Source organism: Candidatus Rokuibacteriota bacterium, assembly GCA_016188005.1.
GTDB lineage: Bacteria > Methylomirabilota > Methylomirabilia > Rokubacteriales > CSP1-6 > UBA12499.
Genome location: JACPIQ010000007.1, coordinates 58,624 through 75,739, shown reverse-complemented (window position 1 = coordinate 75,739; position 17,116 = coordinate 58,624). Strand labels below are relative to the sequence as shown.

The 17,116-nt window shown below is 65.7% G+C and carries 16 protein-coding genes; all 16 read left to right on the top strand.

Going from position 1 to position 17,116, the window contains the following annotated elements:
* Positions 1-14: 14 nt before the first annotated feature.
* Positions 15-1,682 carry a WecB/TagA/CpsF family glycosyltransferase gene (locus HYV93_01525; GenBank protein ID MBI2524638.1) on the top strand — a complete coding sequence of 556 codons (1,668 nt, stop codon included), beginning with the start codon at positions 15-17 and terminating at the stop codon, positions 1,680-1,682.
* On the top strand, positions 1,679-2,818 hold the full coding sequence (locus tag HYV93_01520) for a radical SAM protein (GenBank protein ID MBI2524637.1): 1,140 nt from the start codon (positions 1,679-1,681) through the stop codon (positions 2,816-2,818). The genes HYV93_01525 and HYV93_01520 overlap by 4 nt, the downstream gene beginning before the upstream one ends.
* 81 nt (positions 2,819-2,899) lie before the next feature.
* Positions 2,900-4,069 carry a glycosyltransferase family 4 protein gene (locus HYV93_01515; GenBank protein MBI2524636.1) on the top strand — a complete coding sequence of 390 codons (1,170 nt, stop codon included), beginning with the start codon at positions 2,900-2,902 and terminating at the stop codon, positions 4,067-4,069.
* The gene (locus HYV93_01510; protein MBI2524635.1) at positions 4,066-4,719 is read left to right on the top strand and encodes a class I SAM-dependent methyltransferase; all 654 of its coding nucleotides are present in this window, start codon (positions 4,066-4,068) and stop codon (positions 4,717-4,719) included. The genes HYV93_01515 and HYV93_01510 overlap by 4 nt, the downstream gene beginning before the upstream one ends.
* A gap of 33 nt (positions 4,720-4,752) precedes the next feature.
* Positions 4,753-5,985, top strand: a complete 1,233-nt coding sequence (locus HYV93_01505) for an SPASM domain-containing protein (protein ID MBI2524634.1) — start codon at positions 4,753-4,755, stop codon at positions 5,983-5,985.
* Positions 5,986-6,058: 73 nt separating this feature from the next.
* Positions 6,059-6,640 carry a sugar transferase gene (locus tag HYV93_01500; GenBank protein MBI2524633.1) on the top strand — a complete coding sequence of 194 codons (582 nt, stop codon included), beginning with the start codon at positions 6,059-6,061 and terminating at the stop codon, positions 6,638-6,640.
* 71 nt (positions 6,641-6,711) lie between these two features.
* A complete protein-coding gene (locus tag HYV93_01495) occupies positions 6,712-7,593 on the top strand; it encodes a sulfotransferase (GenBank protein MBI2524632.1) in 882 nt (293 codons plus the stop codon).
* 217 nt (positions 7,594-7,810) lie between these two features.
* The gene (locus HYV93_01490; protein ID MBI2524631.1) at positions 7,811-8,713 is read left to right on the top strand and encodes a hypothetical protein; all 903 of its coding nucleotides are present in this window, start codon (positions 7,811-7,813) and stop codon (positions 8,711-8,713) included.
* Between the two features lie 88 nt (positions 8,714-8,801).
* A complete protein-coding gene (locus HYV93_01485) occupies positions 8,802-9,965 on the top strand; it encodes a glycosyltransferase (GenBank protein MBI2524630.1) in 1,164 nt (387 codons plus the stop codon).
* A complete protein-coding gene (locus tag HYV93_01480; protein ID MBI2524629.1) occupies positions 9,962-11,125 on the top strand; it encodes a glycosyltransferase family 4 protein in 1,164 nt (387 codons plus the stop codon). The genes HYV93_01485 and HYV93_01480 overlap by 4 nt, the downstream gene beginning before the upstream one ends.
* Positions 11,125-11,988 (top strand): polysaccharide deacetylase family protein, encoded by an 864-nt coding sequence (locus HYV93_01475; protein MBI2524628.1) that lies wholly within the window; start codon positions 11,125-11,127, stop codon positions 11,986-11,988. The genes HYV93_01480 and HYV93_01475 overlap by 1 nt, the downstream gene beginning before the upstream one ends.
* Positions 11,985-12,689 carry a class I SAM-dependent methyltransferase gene (locus tag HYV93_01470; protein ID MBI2524627.1) on the top strand — a complete coding sequence of 235 codons (705 nt, stop codon included), beginning with the start codon at positions 11,985-11,987 and terminating at the stop codon, positions 12,687-12,689. The genes HYV93_01475 and HYV93_01470 overlap by 4 nt, the downstream gene beginning before the upstream one ends.
* Positions 12,686-13,597 (top strand): methyltransferase domain-containing protein, encoded by a 912-nt coding sequence (locus tag HYV93_01465; protein MBI2524626.1) that lies wholly within the window; start codon positions 12,686-12,688, stop codon positions 13,595-13,597. The genes HYV93_01470 and HYV93_01465 overlap by 4 nt, the downstream gene beginning before the upstream one ends.
* Positions 13,594-14,406 carry a glycosyltransferase gene (locus tag HYV93_01460; GenBank protein ID MBI2524625.1) on the top strand — a complete coding sequence of 271 codons (813 nt, stop codon included), beginning with the start codon at positions 13,594-13,596 and terminating at the stop codon, positions 14,404-14,406. Before HYV93_01465 ends, HYV93_01460 begins: the two co-directional genes overlap by 4 nt.
* The gene (locus HYV93_01455) at positions 14,407-15,765 is read left to right on the top strand and encodes an O-antigen ligase family protein (protein MBI2524624.1); all 1,359 of its coding nucleotides are present in this window, start codon (positions 14,407-14,409) and stop codon (positions 15,763-15,765) included.
* Positions 15,762-17,102, top strand: a complete 1,341-nt coding sequence (locus HYV93_01450) for an O-antigen ligase family protein (protein ID MBI2524623.1) — start codon at positions 15,762-15,764, stop codon at positions 17,100-17,102. Before HYV93_01455 ends, HYV93_01450 begins: the two co-directional genes overlap by 4 nt.
* Positions 17,103-17,116 lie beyond the last annotated feature (14 nt).

Sequence of the window (17,116 nt, the reverse complement as noted above, 5' to 3'; positions counted from 1 at the left end):
TTGCCGGCCTTACGATGATCAGCGACACGTTTCATGCCGTTGCGCAATGGATGATTACCCGGGCACAACATCCGTCGTCGACGCCGACAATCATCTGCCACGTCAATGTCAATAACTACTACCACTTCGTTCGGTCACCTGGCCTCCTGAATGCCCTCACACACCATGCCGATCTCATCCTCGATGGTATCGGGATGAAATTCGGTGCCTTCCTGCTGGGGAAGGGATGGCGCGCGGATCTCAACGGGACCGATCTCTTCCCAATGCTAATGCGTCGAGCGGTAACGGCGAGGGTGCCGATCTATCTGCTTGGGGCTACGGAGACGGTGGTGCGGGATGCGGCCTGGCGCGTGCAAACCATGTTCCCGGGTATTCGGCTTGCCGGCTTTCGCTCGGGCTACTTCGATATCGCACGTGAACCAGAGATCGTCGCGGACATCAATCGAAGCGGCGCCGGTATCGTCCTCGTTGGTCGTGGTTGCCCGTTGCAGGAGCAGTTCGCGATTCGTCAGCGGACGGCCCTCACTGTACCGATGTTGTGGATGGTCGGCGGTCTTCTGGATTTCGTTTCACAACGCAAGCCCAGGGCATTTCCGCTGCTGCGCAGGCTTCGACTCGAGTGGCTGTTCCGTTTCGGCCTCGAGCCGCGTGACAAGTGGCTCCGCAATATCGTCGCGGCGCCGTGGTTTCTTTGGCATGTATTGTCCTTACGGCGGCAAGAGCGCGAGCGACGGCACGCCAGCAGCCGTGAAAACAGACGTTGCGGACGAGCGGCCGGGGCATCCGACGGCAAGATTCCCTTGCTGATTACGATGGATCTCGAACTTGCCTATGACCACGATCGTCGTCAACAGCATGCGGCCCTAGAACGTCTCATCCGGGACTGCGATGAGTCGGGCATTCCGCTGACGGTGTTCTCCACGGCCGATGCCGGAGACGAATTCTCCGAAGAGATCCGAAGTCTCTTGCGAGCCGACCATGAAGTCGGTTGTCATGGAGTTGCCCATGACGTCGGAGAGGATTTCGGAGAAATGCCGGCGACGGTGGCCGAGCGCCTCATTGGCGAAGCCACGCTGCGGCTCTACCAGAACACTGGCCAGTGGCCGCGTTGCTTTCGAGGTCCGAGGATGACGACCTCCGCCACCACGCAGGCGGCCCTGGTGCGCCACGGGTATGCGGCGGACTTTTCCGTCTGCCCACAGCGTCTTGATTCCCTCCGGTTTCGAGGAGGGACGCTGCATCGCCTTCTTGCGCCCAGACAGCCCTACCGTCCCTCGATTGACTCGCCGTTTCATCGGGGGGATGCACAGCTGCATGTCGTGCCGCTGAGCACGATCGGCCTGCCGTTCGTGTCCGGGGTTCTCTACCTGTTTGGACTTCGACTCATGAAGACGTTCTTCCGCCTCCTGGTGTGGGAAGCGCGTCGCCGAGGCACGGCCATCGTGTACCTGTTTCACTCTTACGAGTTCTCGCAACGCACGGCCCCGGGGGCGAGTGGATGGTGTGACGGCGGCCGCCGCGGTGGCCGTCACCGCTGGCACCACCGGCTGTACGAGCAAGACCGCGAATACCGTTACGCGACCAATCTGGGCCTGCTTCGTTACATGTGTGCCTACGAAGGCGTGATGCCCACCACCGGGGCGCGGCTCGTTGCCCGCCTCGAGGAAGAGCGGTGCACGTGAAAGACGTCGTGTATACGAAGCTGAACAACACCCTCGCGCGCCTGCTCAAGACACCGCCGTATCTTATTCTGTTCGTCACCGACACCTGCTGGATGCAGTGCCGCCATTGCTGGTTCAATGAGCAATGGAAGGAAACACACCTGCAATCGAGTCAGATGACGTTCGATGAATACGAGCGACTGGCGGATTCGATTGACCGGATTGCCTTCTTGAGTCTCACCGGTGGAGAGGCCTTCACTCGCCCCGACATTGTGGAAATTGCCCACATGCTTGCCCGCAAGACGCATCTGCATCGCTATCAAATCCCTACCTCCGGGTGGCGAACGGATGTGGTCGTTCGCAGGACGCAGCAAATGCTCACCCTCAATCGAGACATCCCGCTCCGCGTGGATGTCTCCCTCGACGGCACCCGGGCAACGCATGAAACCGTTCGCGAGAAACGAGGGGCATTTGATGCGGCCGTCGAGACCATAACATCGCTCAACCGACTCAAGGAACACTACAACTATCTGGACGTAGGGGTGATTACGACGATCTCCAGCTACAATCAGGATGAGGTTGCGGAGATTGCCGAGATCGTTAGGCGGGTGCATCCGCAAGGCGAATGGATGATCAATCTCACCCGAGGTCATCCTAGAGATCCAAAGGCTGCCGATGTCGATCCCAGCAACTACGAGCGTGCCCATCGCATTATCGAACAACGCATCCTCGACCGGGATCTCCAAGGCCACTCGGGCCACCGTACCGCGTCGTGGTTGACGGCAAAGAATGCCACGCGTCGGAAGGTCATCATCGATACCGTACGTGGACAGGGGGGCGGCGGCGGTGCGTGTGCCGCCGGGTCCCTAGGTGCGGTGATCTATTCCGATGGGCAGGTGCGTCCTTGCGAGCTCCTCGAGGACACCTTCGGTAACGTTCGGGACTACAACTACGACGTTGGCCAGCTGTGGTGCTCGGCACGCGCTGATGAGATCCGGCGTCACATCCAGACGACCCATTGTCTTTGCACGCAGGAATGTTTCCTGTCCGTGTCCTTGCTGATCCGGCCACAACACTGGCCGGACATTGTGCGGCAGCGAATACGTGTGGGCAGGGCGCGCGGGGCATCGCCAGCGATGACGGGGGCGCGAGCTTAACCGCGCCGCAATCGGGAATTGAGCAGCACTCGGGCGCATGATCAGACCGATGACGGCGAGAGCCCCGACAGGATTCGGCTCATGCAGCTGTGTGGGCTTGATTATGGCTTCCGGATGCATCTGCTCCCCCTTGTCCGGTGGTGTATGCAGGCGGGTTTCGAGGTTTGCTGCTGTGGACCACGTGGATCATTCCATCGCGACGTCATCGCTCGCGGGCACCGGTATATTGAGGTTCCCTTCACGAGAAACATGGATCTGATGAACCACTTGAGGTGCCTGCGTCGACTCATCGGGGTATTGCGGGAAGAGCGGATTGACATTCTCCACACGCATAGCCTCATCGGTGGGGTTCTGGGCCGAGTCGCTGCGCGCCGGGCTGGGGTGCCGTTGTCGATCTACACCGCTCATGGGTTCCGCTTCCATCCCGGCCAGAATCCACTGGCGCGCCAGTTCTATGTCGCATGCGAGCGCCTGGGCTCGCGGTACACGGACTTCCTCTTTACTCAAAACAAAGAGGATCGAGAAGCCGCCGTCCGGTTTGGCCTTGCCCCCGCGCACCGCATCCGAGTCATCGGCAACGGCGTGGAGGTGCGACGCTTTCAGCGCGATACCATACCGCCAGTCGCGCTTGATCGCGTCCGGGAAGAACTCTCGATCCCGGAGGGCGCGACAGTCATTACCACGATTGTCCGACCGACCCGGGAAAAGGGCGCTGTGCAGTTCATCAAGATGGCAAATCGTGTGGCCGAACTGCGTGCAGATACCTGTTTCCTGGCCGTCCTGGCGCCCATCGAAAACGAGCGTCACTCTATTCGTGAGACGCTCGTGCGCCAACCCCACACCCCGAACCTGCGAATTCTCGGCTACCGGACGGACGTGCCGACGCTCCTCGCATTGACAGATATCTATGTCCAGGCGTCGCAATACGAGGGACTTGCCCGAGCGCTCATGGAGGCGATGGTGAGTGGCGCGACGCCCGTGGTTTCCGATGTGCGCGGTAATCGGGAAATGGTCACCCACGGCGAAACGGGGCTCCTTGCGCCATATGGCGACATCGACGCTTTTGTCGGTGCCTTGGTGCACCTTGTTGATGATTCGGTCCGTCGCGTAAGGATCGGGCAGCGGGCTCGGGGGTTCGCATTGAAACATTATGATGAGAACGCGATGTTGGGCGAGCAGGTGCGAGTCATTCGCGAGCTTGCCGTCGAGCGCTTTGGCGCCAGGGCCGAACGGAGCCTGAGCGAGGTATGACGGCGACATCGCAGACAAGCCCCTCGGCGGCCCGAATACGCCGTCACTTCAGCGAATACGCCGGCTCATTTGACAAACTGTACGATGGCAAGCGGCTGAAACGCATACTGCGTCGGAGCCTGTGGCAACGGCAGCAGGTAACCCTCGATCTGGTTCGTTCGTTTGAAGCACCCAGCGTTCTGGACGTGGGGTGTGGATCAGGACGTATCGCTGAGGACATTCTGGAGCATGGGGCGAGTCGCTACGTAGGAATCGACTTTTCTGCCCCCATGCTGGAACTGGCTCGTGATCGCCTGCGACGATTCGGCGCACGGGTCGAGCTGTTGGAGGGAGACTACCGCCTCATCGAGGTTGATGAACGGTTTGACGTGGTGGTGGCCCTCGGCCTCTTCGATTATCTTCCGGATGCCGCGACCGTTGCCAGGCGCATGCACGGCCACTGCCAAGGGGCCCTGGTCGCAACGTTCCCGCGCTGGACCTGGACCCGAGGCCCCTATCGAGCCATTCGATACGGTCTGTTTTGCGACTGCCCGATTTTCAACTACACGAGGGCCGGCATTGAAAGCATGCTTGGCCAGAGCGGGTTCCGGCGGGTGTCGTTCAAGGTAGCAAACTATGTTCTTGTCGTCGTTGCCGAGCCATTCGGATGATGTGCCACGTGGCCGAATCGAATGAGAAACCCGATGGATTTGTCGAAGTTGAGAAAATGGCTGGTGGTGGACTACCTGCGCCGGCAAGGGTGGATGAACGAGAACCTGACCCTCCGCAAGGCCCTGGAAATGGGCTCGGCGAGCTTTCAGTTCCTCGCCAAGCGGGAAATCCTGCGGTCGTACCCACTAATCCTGAAAGTAGACATTTCGCCGCGCTGTCATATGGCCTGTACCATCTGTGTGCATGCCAAGCCACGCGGCGATGGCGGCCCGCTCGACCAACAACGTTTGAGAGGCCGCATGAGCCGCGGACAGTTTGAAGGCATTGTGAACGAGGCCCGCGAGCGGGCTCTGGCGATCTCGATGTACTATATGGGCGACCCATACGCCCATTCGGAGGTCGATAGCTTTTGCCGGCTGGCCTTTGATGCACGCGTCAACGTCCATTTGAGCACAAGCTTCAGTTTCCCGTTCTCTGATCAACGCATCGCCCACATTGCCGAAAGCGGGGTCACCCATCTGACGATCTGCATCGATGGAGCGACCCAGGAACTCTACGGGGTTTCCCGTGTGGGCGGTCGGCTGGACTGGGTGCTCTCCAACCTCCGGCGCCTCGCCGAGTACCGCAACCGTCACGACCTGCGGTATCCAAAGATCGAAATTCAATGTCTCTCGTTCCCCCACAACCGGCACCAGGTCCAAGCGGTTCGGTGCATGACGCGAGAGCTTGGAGCAGACGACTTCTTCACGTATGAAGGGTACAAGGACAACTGGGCCGATCGGGTGGTGTCGGAATACGTCATCCACGGGCCGAAGGTCACGCGGCCGATTCCACGGTGTTATTGGCCTTATGTGTTGATGCTGATCAAGTACAACGGCGATGTGATTCCTTGTTGTGTCCACCGCATCGGGGAGCAGTACACGGAACGCCGCACAGAACACATTCTTGGCAATGTATTCGAGTCTGGGGTGCGCGGGGTCTGGAACAACGGAGCGTACCAAGCCATCCGCCGGGTGGTGTCGAATCCAGGGCATGCCAGCCAGACCGGGGAACTTGAGGCGTCATTTTGCCACGGATGTTCGGCGGTCAACAGGACCAACCAGGGCGAATACATCGACCGCAAGGAAGCGGAAAACTACCCCGCATTCTCGCTAGGCTGCGGGCTCAGCACCCTGACCTCGTTCCGTTCGACATGCTCGAACCCGTATCGTCCACACGTTTCTGATATCCGCCATCTGTTGGCAGGAGCGGTTGTGCTTTTCTGAGGTTGGCGGGCCGATAAGATCGATCTTCGCATTGGGCAGAGAGCCAAGTGTCAAGCGGCCATTCGATCTTGCAATGGCCACGGTTGGCCTCGTCTTTTCGGTCCCGCTTTGGCTCCTCATTGCTGTCGCGATTGTGCTCGATGATGGCCACCCCATCTTCTACTTGCAGGAGCGGGTGGGAAGGCATGGCCGGCGGTTCCGAACCTGGAAGTTCCGTTCCATGGTGCGAGGCGTGCACAAGAGAACCGAGCGGCTGCGGGCGTCCACTGGGCATTCGCGAGCGACCCGAGTGGGACGATTCCTTCGGGCAACCGCTCTCGATGAGCTACCGCAGTTCTGGAACATCATGCGAGGCGATATGAGCTTCGTGGGTCCGCGGGCGTTGATGCCGGAGGAGACCGAGGTTCACGGTAGTGGCGACTTGGTAGCGCTCGAGAAACTCCCTGGTTTTCAGGAGCGGCATACGGTCAGGCCAGGCCTCACCGGCTTGGCGCAGGTCTATGCCTCCAGGGACATTCCGCGACGACAAAAGTTTCGATACGACCTCCTGTATATCCGGAAGCAAAGTCTCTCGCTGGACCTACGACTGCTGGCTTATACCCTCTGGATTGTCCTCAGAGGGAGGTGCGAGTACCGACGGGGGAAGTCCAGATAGAAATGACGCTGGCGCGAGGCTCTCTCTTTGGTGCTGTTGGCATCGCGCCACTGGCAGGGCGACCCTGACCGATGCTGCCGAACTTCCTGGTGCTCGGCGCGGAGAAGACCGGGACGACCTGGCTCTACTTCTGCCTGCAGGAGCACCCCGAAGTGTACGTGCCGCGGATGAAGGAGGTCCACTTCTTCGACCGGCACGATTCCGTGGGACGCGAGGTGGACGCGTTCCGGCGAGGGCTCGACTGGTACAGCCTCTTCTTCCGACACGCCCGCCACGAGCCGGCCGTCGGTGAGGTCACGCCGACGTACCTTCACGACGACTGGGCTCCCCGGCGCATCCAGGGGACGCTGCCGGGGGCGAAACTGGTCGCCATCGTGCGGGAGCCGATCGCACGGGCGCACTCCCATTACTGGATGGATCGGCTGAAGGGGGACACCGAGCAGGGGGTCGAGGTTCTGCTCAAGCCGGGGAACCGATACGTCGAGAGGAGCCTCTACGCCAAGCACCTGCGGAAGTACCTCGATCTCTTTCCGCGGGAGCAGCTTCTCGTCCTCGTCTACGAGGAGATGCGGCGGGACCCCGAACGGATGCTCCGGACGCTCTTCGAGTACCTGGGCGTCGACCCCGCCTTCTCGCCGCCGTCGCTCCGTCGAAGGCACAACGAGGCCGGCGCCTGGCAGAACGTGCTGCTGTACAGGGTGATCCAGCGCAGTACCGACGTGATCAACCGATACCGGCCGGGAGTGCTTCTCCTGGAGTTCGTCAAGTGGACGCGCATCGCCACACTCTACTATCGGTGGAACCGCAGGCCCGTGGAGTACGAGCCGCTCCCGCGTGAGATCGAGGGGGAGCTGGCCATCCTCTTCGAGGAGCCGAACCGCGAGCTCCAGCGCCTGACGGGACTGGACCTGTCTGCGTGGCGCGACCCGAGCGGAGCCCCCGCTCGGCGGTGACGACCCACCGGCCGCGATGCTCCCTGGGATGACGCCGGACGCTCCGGGAGAACGGAGGAGGCATCCATGAGGCAGAGGCGTGGCGTGAGGATGCTCGTCGGCGGGGCCGTCATCGTGATGCTGGCCGGCGTGTGGATCGCGCAGGCGACGGAGTTCGAGGACGAGGTCCGCGTCGGCTCGACGTTCATCGTCGGGACGACCCCACGGCAGCGCCACGGTGCGGCTGATCGAGGTCGACAACGCGCCGAGCAACCCGATCTACATCGGCGGGGGCCTCGACGGGCCGGTCGCGATCGGCGCCCCGCGCGCGCTGACGGGGGCCGGGGCGGGCGATCTCATCCTGGGGAACGGCCGGCGGCTCCGCTGGGCGAACGGCAGCGGGACCGGGACCACGAACGTCCTCGAGCTGGGCGCGTCGGACGACCTGTTCGTTGGCCCAGGCGCGGCGAGCGTGGACCTGGGAAACTCCCATGGGGTGGTTGGCGTCGGGTCCCCTGGCTCCACGAGTGGCGCCGCCGGCGGCGAGCTGGTCCTCGCCAACGGGAAGAGCCTCCGGGGCGCGAATGCCGCGGCGAGTGGCACGGTGGCCATGCTGCGGGTGAACCCGTCGGACGAGGTGGTGCTCTCCCCGGCGGGGGCGGCGACGCGGGTGGGGGCGACCCTCCACGTCAGCGGCGACGCGACGTTCGGCGGCAACATCGCCGCGCGGTACCAGGACATCGCCGAGTGGGTGCTGGCGCCGTCCATGCCGGGGCCGGGCACGGTCATCGTGCTCGATGCGACGCATGCGGGGGGCGTCGGGCCGTCGGACCGGGCCTACGACTCGAGAGTGGCGGGAGTGGTGTCGCCGAAGCCCGGGATCGTGCTGGGCGAGGCGGGCGCGAACAAGGTCATGGTGGCTCACAGCGGCCGGGTCCGCGTGAAGGTGGATGCGGCGCACGGGGCCATTGCCGTCGGCGACCTGCTCGTCACGAGCCCGACGCCCGGCCACGCCATGCGATCCACGCCCGTGAGTGTGTCGGGGATCGCGCTGCATCGCCCGGGCACTGTTCTGGGGAAGGCGCTGGAGCCACTCGCCGAAGGGCGCGGCGAGATCCTCGTGTTGCTGACCTTGCAGTAGGGTCTCTCCCGATGGCACCTCGACGTCGGGTGTGGCTGGACCTCCGAGCGCGGGTTGACGCGGGCCACGCGGCCACCCTGGAGAGCCCGTGAAGGAGCGTCTGCGCCTCCTCTACCTGATCAATTCGCTCGGGGGGGGCGGTGCCGAGGTCGGGATGTTCCGCATCCTGAAGAACCTCGACCGCCGGAAGTATGCGAGCGTGGTCGTGGCGCTCTCCCCCGGGGTCGGCGAGGAAGGAATCCCGGGACGGCTCTCCGAGCACGGGATCAGGGTTGTGCGCCTCGGGATCACGTCCAGGCTCGCGGCCACGGGGTCGATCCTGAAGCTGCTGAGTCTTCTCAGGGGGGAGCGCCCCGACGTCCTCTGCGGCTCGCTCTTCCACGCCAGCATCCTGGGGCGTGTGCTCGGCAGGCTGAGCGGGGTGCCGGTGGTCCTCACCTGGGAGCACAACGAGAACCTTGGCGGTCCCATCCGGGTCGCGCTGAACCGACTCACCCAGCGCCTCGCTGATGTGGTGATCGCCGACTCCGATCGGGTCGGCGACGTCGTCACCCGCCGGCTCGGCGTCGCGCCGGCCCGGCTGCGCTCCGTCATCATCGGCGGGCTCGACCTCGACGAGATCCCGCAGCCGGCGCCGCGGTCCGCGCGGGCGGGCGTGGTCATCGGCTCGCTCGGCAAGCTTCGCGAGCAGAAGGGATACCCGGTGCTCCTGGCGGCGATGCGTCTACTCCTCGACCGCGGTCTGGACAACGTGTCGGTGGAGGTGGCGGGCGCCGGGCCCGGGGAGGCGGCGCTCCGAGCGGAGATCCTGCGGCTCGGGCTCGACGCGCAGTGCCGCCTCGTCGGGCATCGGAGCGACATCTGGCCATTCCTCGCCGGCCTGGACGTCTACGTCCAGCCTTCGCTCTGGGAAGGGCTGTGTATCGCGGTGGTGGAGGCGATGGCGATGGAGCTGCCCGTCGTGGCCAGCGGCGTCGGGGGTATCACGGGCTCGGTGGTGGACGGAGAGACCGGTCTCCTCGTCGCCCCGGGGAACGCAGCAGCGCTCGCCGATCGCCTGGACACGCTCATCCGGGACCCGATGCTGAGAGCGAAGCTGGGGAGGGCCGGGCGCGAGCGAGCGCTCCGGCTGTACGATGCCCGGACCATGGCGCGCGCGTTCGAAGGGGTGCTGGACGAGGCGGTCTTGCGCGTCCTCGGCCTGTCGTTCGATGCCGGCGCCGGCCGCTGGGTGAGGGCGCGGGCGGCATGAAGATCGCGCTCGTGATCAACGACGACTTCACGATGTGGCACTTCCGCGGCGGCCTCATCACTGCGTTGCTCCGGAGAGGGCACGACGTGACGACGGTGACGCCGCCCGGCCCCTACGTCGCGAAGCTGGAGGCCCTGGGCGCCCGGCACATCGCCGTCCCCATGGATCGCTTCATGAACCCCGGGAACGACTTCCTGACGATGATCCGTCTCTACCGCGTTTTTCGCCGGGGCCGCTACGACATCGTGCACAACATGCAGATCAAGCCGGCGGTCTTCGGGAGCATCGCGGCACGGCTGGCGCGCGTCCCGTGGGTGGTCTCGCTGGTTCCAGGACTGGGCTACCCATTCTTCGTGAGCGAGCCTGGCGTGCGGCTCAAGGCGCTCGCGTGGCTCATCCTCGAGCTGCTGAGGCTGAGCGGTCGCCTGAGCGACAAGGTCTGGTTTCAGAACCCCGACGACATGGCGTTCTTCATCGCCCGGGGGCTCGTGGGACGCGACCGAGCGGTGCTGATCCGCGGGGGCGGGGTGGACGTGGAGCAGTACTCACCGGAGTCGGTCGACCCCGGACGGGTGCTGGCGCTTCGTCAGGAGCTGGGGCTCGACGGCGCCGGTCCCGTGGTCGTGATGGTGGTCGCGCGGATGATCTGGTGCAAGGGGGTCCGGGAGTTCATCGAGGCGGCCGAGCGGCTGCGGAGCACGGCCCCGAGCGTGAGGTTCGTCCTGGTGGGCCCGTTCGAACACGGCCACCCCGACGCGATCCCGCCGGCGTATTTCCAGGACAAGACGGCTCCCAACTTCATCGCGCTGACCCACTTCCGGACGGACATCAGGGAAATCCTCGCGCTGGCGGCTGCCGTCGTGCTCCCGTCGTACTTCCGAGAGGGCGTCCCTCGCGTGCTGCTCGAAGCCCTCGCCCTGGCAAAGCCGATCGTCACCACCGACCGGCCAGGGTGTCGGGAGGTCGTGGACGACGGGACGAACGGCTACCTGGTTCCCGCCCGGGATTCCGCCGCCCTGGCCGGGGCGATCGGACGCCTGGTGGAAGACGAGGGGACGCGCGAGAAATTCGGCCGCTGCTCGCGCTGGAAGGCCGAGACCGAGTTCGCGGAGTCGATCATCGTCAAGCGCATCATCACCGAGGTCTACGGACTCCCCTGATGGTGGCCAACCTGCTCACCTTCGACATCGAGGGATTCATCGAGGCCTCCCACGACCAGATGCACGTCCCCGCGAAGTACATCTCGGAGGTGGGGGAGGCGCGGGAGATCGAGGTCAACACCCTGAAGATCCTCGAGCTTCTCGAGGAGTTCGACCAGAGAGCGACTTTCTTCGTCCTGGGCCGGATCGGGCGGGACATGCCCGGCCTGGTGAGACGGATCGCGGCCGGCGGGCACGAGATCGCGTGCCACAGCTTCGACCATCGGCGGCTCTACGGCTTTCCACGCCCCGAGGTCGAGCGGTTCCTCGTGGCGGCCAAGCGGGCGCTCGAGGACGCGTCCGGCCGACCCGTGCACGGCTTCCGCGCCCCGGACTTCTCGATCGTCGAGGCCAACGCCTGGGTGTTCGACGCGCTGCGGGAGATCGGCTTCGTCTACGACTCGAGTGTCTATCCCATCGGGTTCCACGACGTCTACGGTATCGGCGGCTTTCCCGCGGTGCCGTTCCGGATGCCGAACGGCCTGATCGAGGTGCCGCTGTCCACGGTACGGCTCCTGAACCGCAACATCCCGTTCGGCGGTGGCGGGTACCTGCGGATCTACCCGTTCCTCCTGACGAAGACCCTGTTTGCCGCCGCCAACCGGCGGGGCGTTCCGGGGATCGTCTACCTGCACCCGTTCGAGATCGGCGAGATCGTCCCGAGGATCGCGGAGATGACGCTCGCCCGACGGCTTCGTACCTACACGGGCGTGCGCTCCGCGCGGGAGAAGCTGCGCGCCCTCCTCTCGCTCTTTCCCTTCACCCGGGTGGTGGACTACCTGGAGGCGAACACCCTGCCCGATCTCGTAGCAGGGAAGGCATGACGGGCGTGCCCCCCCGGCAGGCGGAGCGCGTCAGCACGTTCTTCTCGGACTTCGCCGGGACCTGGGACACGCTCTACGGCGGCCGGCGGAACGCGTTCTGGCGTCTGGTGGACCGAACGCTCCGACGGGACATCTACGAGCGATACGAGGAGACGTTCAAGCGCCTGGGGGCGGACCTCTCGGGGAGAACGGTGATCGACATCGGCTGCGGCACCGGGACCTACTCCCTGGAGGCGGCGCGCCGGGGTGCGGGCCGCGTGGTCGGACTCGACATCGCGCCGGGGATGGTCGCGCACGCGCGCGCGCGCGCCAGGACGCTCGGGGTCGACGACGTGTGCGAGTTCGTGGACGCGGAGTTCCCGGACGGGTGCCCGCCCGGGGTGGCCGGGGCGGTATTCGACTACGGCGTGGTCATGGGCGTGATGGACTACGTTGCGGACGCGCCGCGCTTCCTGGCCCGTCTCCGGCCGCTCGTCGGCCGGTGCGCTGTCCTGTCATTCCCCGGGAGGCACTGGTTTCGCGAGCCGGCCCGGCGCCTGCGGTATCGCCTCCTCGGCCGGTGCGCCGTCTACGGCTACGATGAGGCGGCGATCATGGAGGCGAGCCTGGCCGCGGGTTTTCGGCGTCTCGACATCCACCGCATCGACCACTCGGGGATCTGCTACATCGTGACGGCCCACGTCGAGTCGCTGACCCCGTGAGCCTTGGCACCCTCCTGGACTCCCGCCTTCTCGACAACCCGGTGCGACACGTCGTGCAGAACCTGATGATGCGCTCTCCGCTGGGCCGGGTCCTGGCGCGGCGCTATCACACCACCGGGATCGAGCACGACCCGGAGCGCGCACTCACGGTGCTGCGGGACCTGCTGAGCCTCCTCGAGGAGGCGTCGGTGGGGCTGACGGACAGGGTCGTGATCGAGCTGGGGCCGGGCCAGACGCCAGACCTCCTCTACCTGGCGCTGCTCCTGGGGGCTCGCCGCGTGGTCGGTCTCGACGTGCTGCCGTACCTGGGTGAGGAGGTTCGCGTCCCCAGCACCTACGAGGCGCTGCTCCGCCTGATCGCGCAGGACGACACGCACGGCTGGCTCCGGCCCCGCCTCGACCTCCGGCGGTTCGGGGACGCGCGCCGGATCCCGGAGACGTCCTTGCAAGTCCGCCGCTTCGACGGCACCCGGATGCCGGTCGACAGCGAGACGGTCGACGTGGTGTGGTCGCGGAGCGCACTCGAACACGTGCGGGAGCCGGCAGCCCTCGTCGGCGAGATCCGGCGGGTCCTCAAGCCCGGCGGAGTGGTCTGCAGCATCATCGACCTCCGTGACCACTACAGCATGCAGCCCGGGCAGGACTGGCTCCGCTTCCTCCGGTACTCGCGGCCCGTCTGGGAACTGATGACGAGCCACCGCGGCTCCTACACCAACCGGCTGCGCAGCCGCGACTGGGAGGCGCTGTTCGCCGACCACGGGTTCGAGCGGCTGGTGGCACGGCACACCCTGGCCCCCCTTCCCCCGGACTTCGCGCTCGAGCGCCTGCACCCGGCCTTCCGCCACTACCCGCTCGACGAGCTGCGGGTCTCCTGGCTGATGGCGACGCATCGCAAGAGGGCGGCGTGAGCCAGGCCAACCCGCTGGTCAGTGTCGTGACGGTCGTCCGGAACGGGGCCCCCTACATCGAAGAGACGCTCCGCTCGGTGATCAGCCAGACCTACCCGCGCATCGAGTACATCGTGATCGACGGCGGGTCCACGGACGGGACCGTGGAAATCATCAAGCGGTATGAGGATCGGATCGCCCGGTGGGTGAGCGAGCCGGATGGGGGAATCTACGACGCGATCAACAAGGGCATCCGGATCGCGACGGGCGACCTGATCGGCGTGGTTCATGGCGACGACTACTACTGCCCCGACGCCGTGGACGCGGTGGTGCAGGCGGCGCGGGCGCGACCGGAGACCGGCATCTTCTATGGCTATCTGGACATGGTGTCGGCCCTCGACGGGCGGGTTGTCTTCACGAAGAAGACGACGGCGGAGGAGATCCTGCCACCCAAGCTCGACATGATCGGCCACCCGACGTGGTTCGTCCGTGCCGACGTGCACAGGAGACATGGCCTGTACGACCCGCGGTTCAGGATCGGGGCCGACCGGGACTTCATCCTCCGGGCGTTGCTGGGGGGCGAGAAGGCGCATCAGCTCCCCCGGACGATCGCCTACTTCCGCCTCGGCGGCGTCTCCGGTGGAACGAGCCTCACGTCCATCGCGTACCACAAGCGGCAACTCTACGGGATCCTCCGGAACAATCGAATCCCGATCCGGTACACGGCCCGCACGATGGCGGCCCAGATCGCACGCGGGATCTTCCGGTTCGTGGCGTACGAGGCCGGGCTCCTGGCGCGCCGGGCGCGCGATCGCCGGCGGGTGACCTGAGTGGCATCGACGCTGAGCGTCAGCCGATCTGCGCCGACCCTGTGGGGTCTGGGGCTCGTCATCCCGGTCCGTCGCTCGGCGCTGCTCGCCTTCGGCGCGGCGGCGCTCGTCGTGAGCCTCTTCCTGCCGCTCAAGACCGTCGTCGGGGGGCTCACCCTCCGTCCGTTCGACCCCCTGGTCGTCCTCTTCGTGGCGATGTTCCTCTCGGCGGGTCTGCTCCGGGGCCCCGCGATCCGCGCGATCCCCCGGGACGCGTGGTTCATCCTCTTCGTCCTGTTTGCCGTCTACCTCACCCTCAACGGCCTCCTGCTGGCAGGTGTCAAGGACGCCGTGAAGGTGCTCATGCAGAAGGTCGAGTTCCTCTTCCTGGCGGTGACGATCGCGGCCGTCGGTGGCGACGAGCGGGCGAGAGACACGTTCCTCCGGCTGCTCCTCCTCGGACTCGGGGCTGTCGTCGCCGGAACGGTGCTCTGGCACGTCGCGGCCGGCCAGTGGGTCGACTACAAGCGGCTGGGGGAGCCCAAGTGGGCGTTCGCGCTCCTGGCGTCCATCTTGTTTCCCCTGGCGTATCTCGACCGGTCGCGGTCGCGCGGGCGCCACGTCTTGAAGGTGATGCTGCTGGCATCGGTCGGGCTGATGCTGCTGTCGCTCGAGCGGAAGGGCTGGGGGGCGTTCGTCCTGGCCGTCCTCGCCGCCCTCTACCTGCGCACCCACCGTTACGCCGTCCGGAGAACGATCGGACGGCGGGCGGTGCGGGCGGTGGCTCTCTACGGGGGGCTGATCGCGCTGACCGCCGGACTCCTCGTGACGATCCCACTTCTGGTCGCGAGCGTCACTCCGCTGCTGGAGGAGCGCGCCCCCGACTCGGTGGACCGGGTCCGGGCCCTGGGCGACTTCGTCGTCGGCTTGTCCGACATCTCTGAGAGCTACAAGTACGTGGAGGCGCCGAACGCACGGCAGCGACTGTTCCTCGTCGCCTTCTCGCTCCAGAAGCTCAGGGAGTCCCCCCTGTTCGGCATCGGCGTGGACCAGTTCCAGCCGGCGATCGCGCGCGACGCGCCGACGCTCGCGTTTGCGACGACCGCCCACAACGAGTACGCCCAGTACGCGGTCGAGGCAGGTGGCGTGGGCCTGTCCCTCTACCTGCTGCTGTGGCTGCTCGGGGCCAGGCGAGTCGCGACGGCTGCACGGATGATGGCCGATGCACGGCACAGGACCTGGGTGATGGTCGTCGGGGCGATGCTCGGCTACGGCCTGTTCATGAACTTCTTCGTCGCGGCGGGCGCTCAGAACGAGCTGTTCCTCACCCTCCCCGTGGGGCTGGCGACTGGCCTGTGGCGCGAGCAGCAGGGCACGTGAAGGGGAGAGCGGAGTGGGCGACCGCCCTGCTGGCGCCGGGACTGGCGTGTGCCGTCCTGACGCTCTTTCTCCCGCTCAAGACCAAGGTCCTCGGGTTGACGCTGCGGCCGTTCGATCCGATGCTTGCCGCTCTGATCGCGCTGACGCTGCTCGGGGGGCTGTGGCGGGCGTCGGCCGTGCAGGGTCTCCATCGTGACTGGTGGTTCATTCTCTCTGGCCTCTTCGCCGTCTATCTCTTTCTCAACGGCCTGCTGCTTGCCAGCTCGAAGGCGGCCGTCGCCGGGTTTGGCCAGAAGGCCGAGTTCTTGCTGTTCACTGCGACCCTCGTGGGCGTCGGCGCCGACGAACGAGCGCGAGAACGGTTCATCCGCGTGCTCGTCGCCGGCCTGGTGGTGATCGTCGTCGGCGTCGTGCTCTACCACGTCGCGCGCGGCAAGTTCGCCGGCTACAAGGACGCCGGCGAGCCCAAGTGGGCCTTCGGCCTCCTCGCCTCGATCTTGTTCCCACTCGGGTTTCTCGACCGGTCCGGGGCGCGGAGGCTGGGCCTCGGACTGGCGGCCGTCCTGTTTACGTGCCTGACCCTCCTCTCACTGGAGCGGAAGGGCTGGGTCGGCGTCGCGGCGGCCGGCGTGTTCGCCCTGTACCTGTCGCGGATCACGCCGACGGTGTCCGTCGGTCTGGCGGTCGTCATGCGGCGTGTGGCGACTCTTCTGCTGATCGTCGCATTGGGGGTCGCCGCGATGGTCCTCGCGGTGCCCGTATTCGTCACTCACGCGATGCCGTTTCTCGAGCGACACGCGCCGGCGGTGGTGGCCGAGCACATCGGCTCGATCAACGAGCTCCTCCAGGGGTTGACGGATCTCGAGCACAGCTGGAAGTCGGTGAAGAGCGCGCATGCCGGGGGCCGCTTGTTTCTTCTGGACTTCTCCGTGCGGAAGTTCGGCGACAGCCCGCTCCTCGGTGTCGGTGTCAAGCAGTTCCAGACGGTGATCAGCCGGGAGGGGTCGCCCCTCGGGCCGACGACCACCCCGCACTCGGAGCTGCTTCGCTACGCGGTGGAGACCGGGCTGGTCGGCCTCGCCTTCTACCTGTCCCTGTGGGCGATGGGGGTCGGGAGAGCGCTCCGGCTTGCCGACCTGAGGCTGGCGCCACGACAGCGGACGTGGTTGCTTCTTGCCGGGGCTCTGTTCGCCTATGGCGCGTCGATGGACCTGTTCGTCTCCGCGGGCAGCCAGAACGAATTCTTTCTTGCCCTGCCAGTCGGTCTGACGACAGGGCTCCTCCGGGAGGCAACGCACGATCGGGCGGCTGCCGGTGTTGGTGCGGCGGGACGATGAGGGAGCCGGCGGCA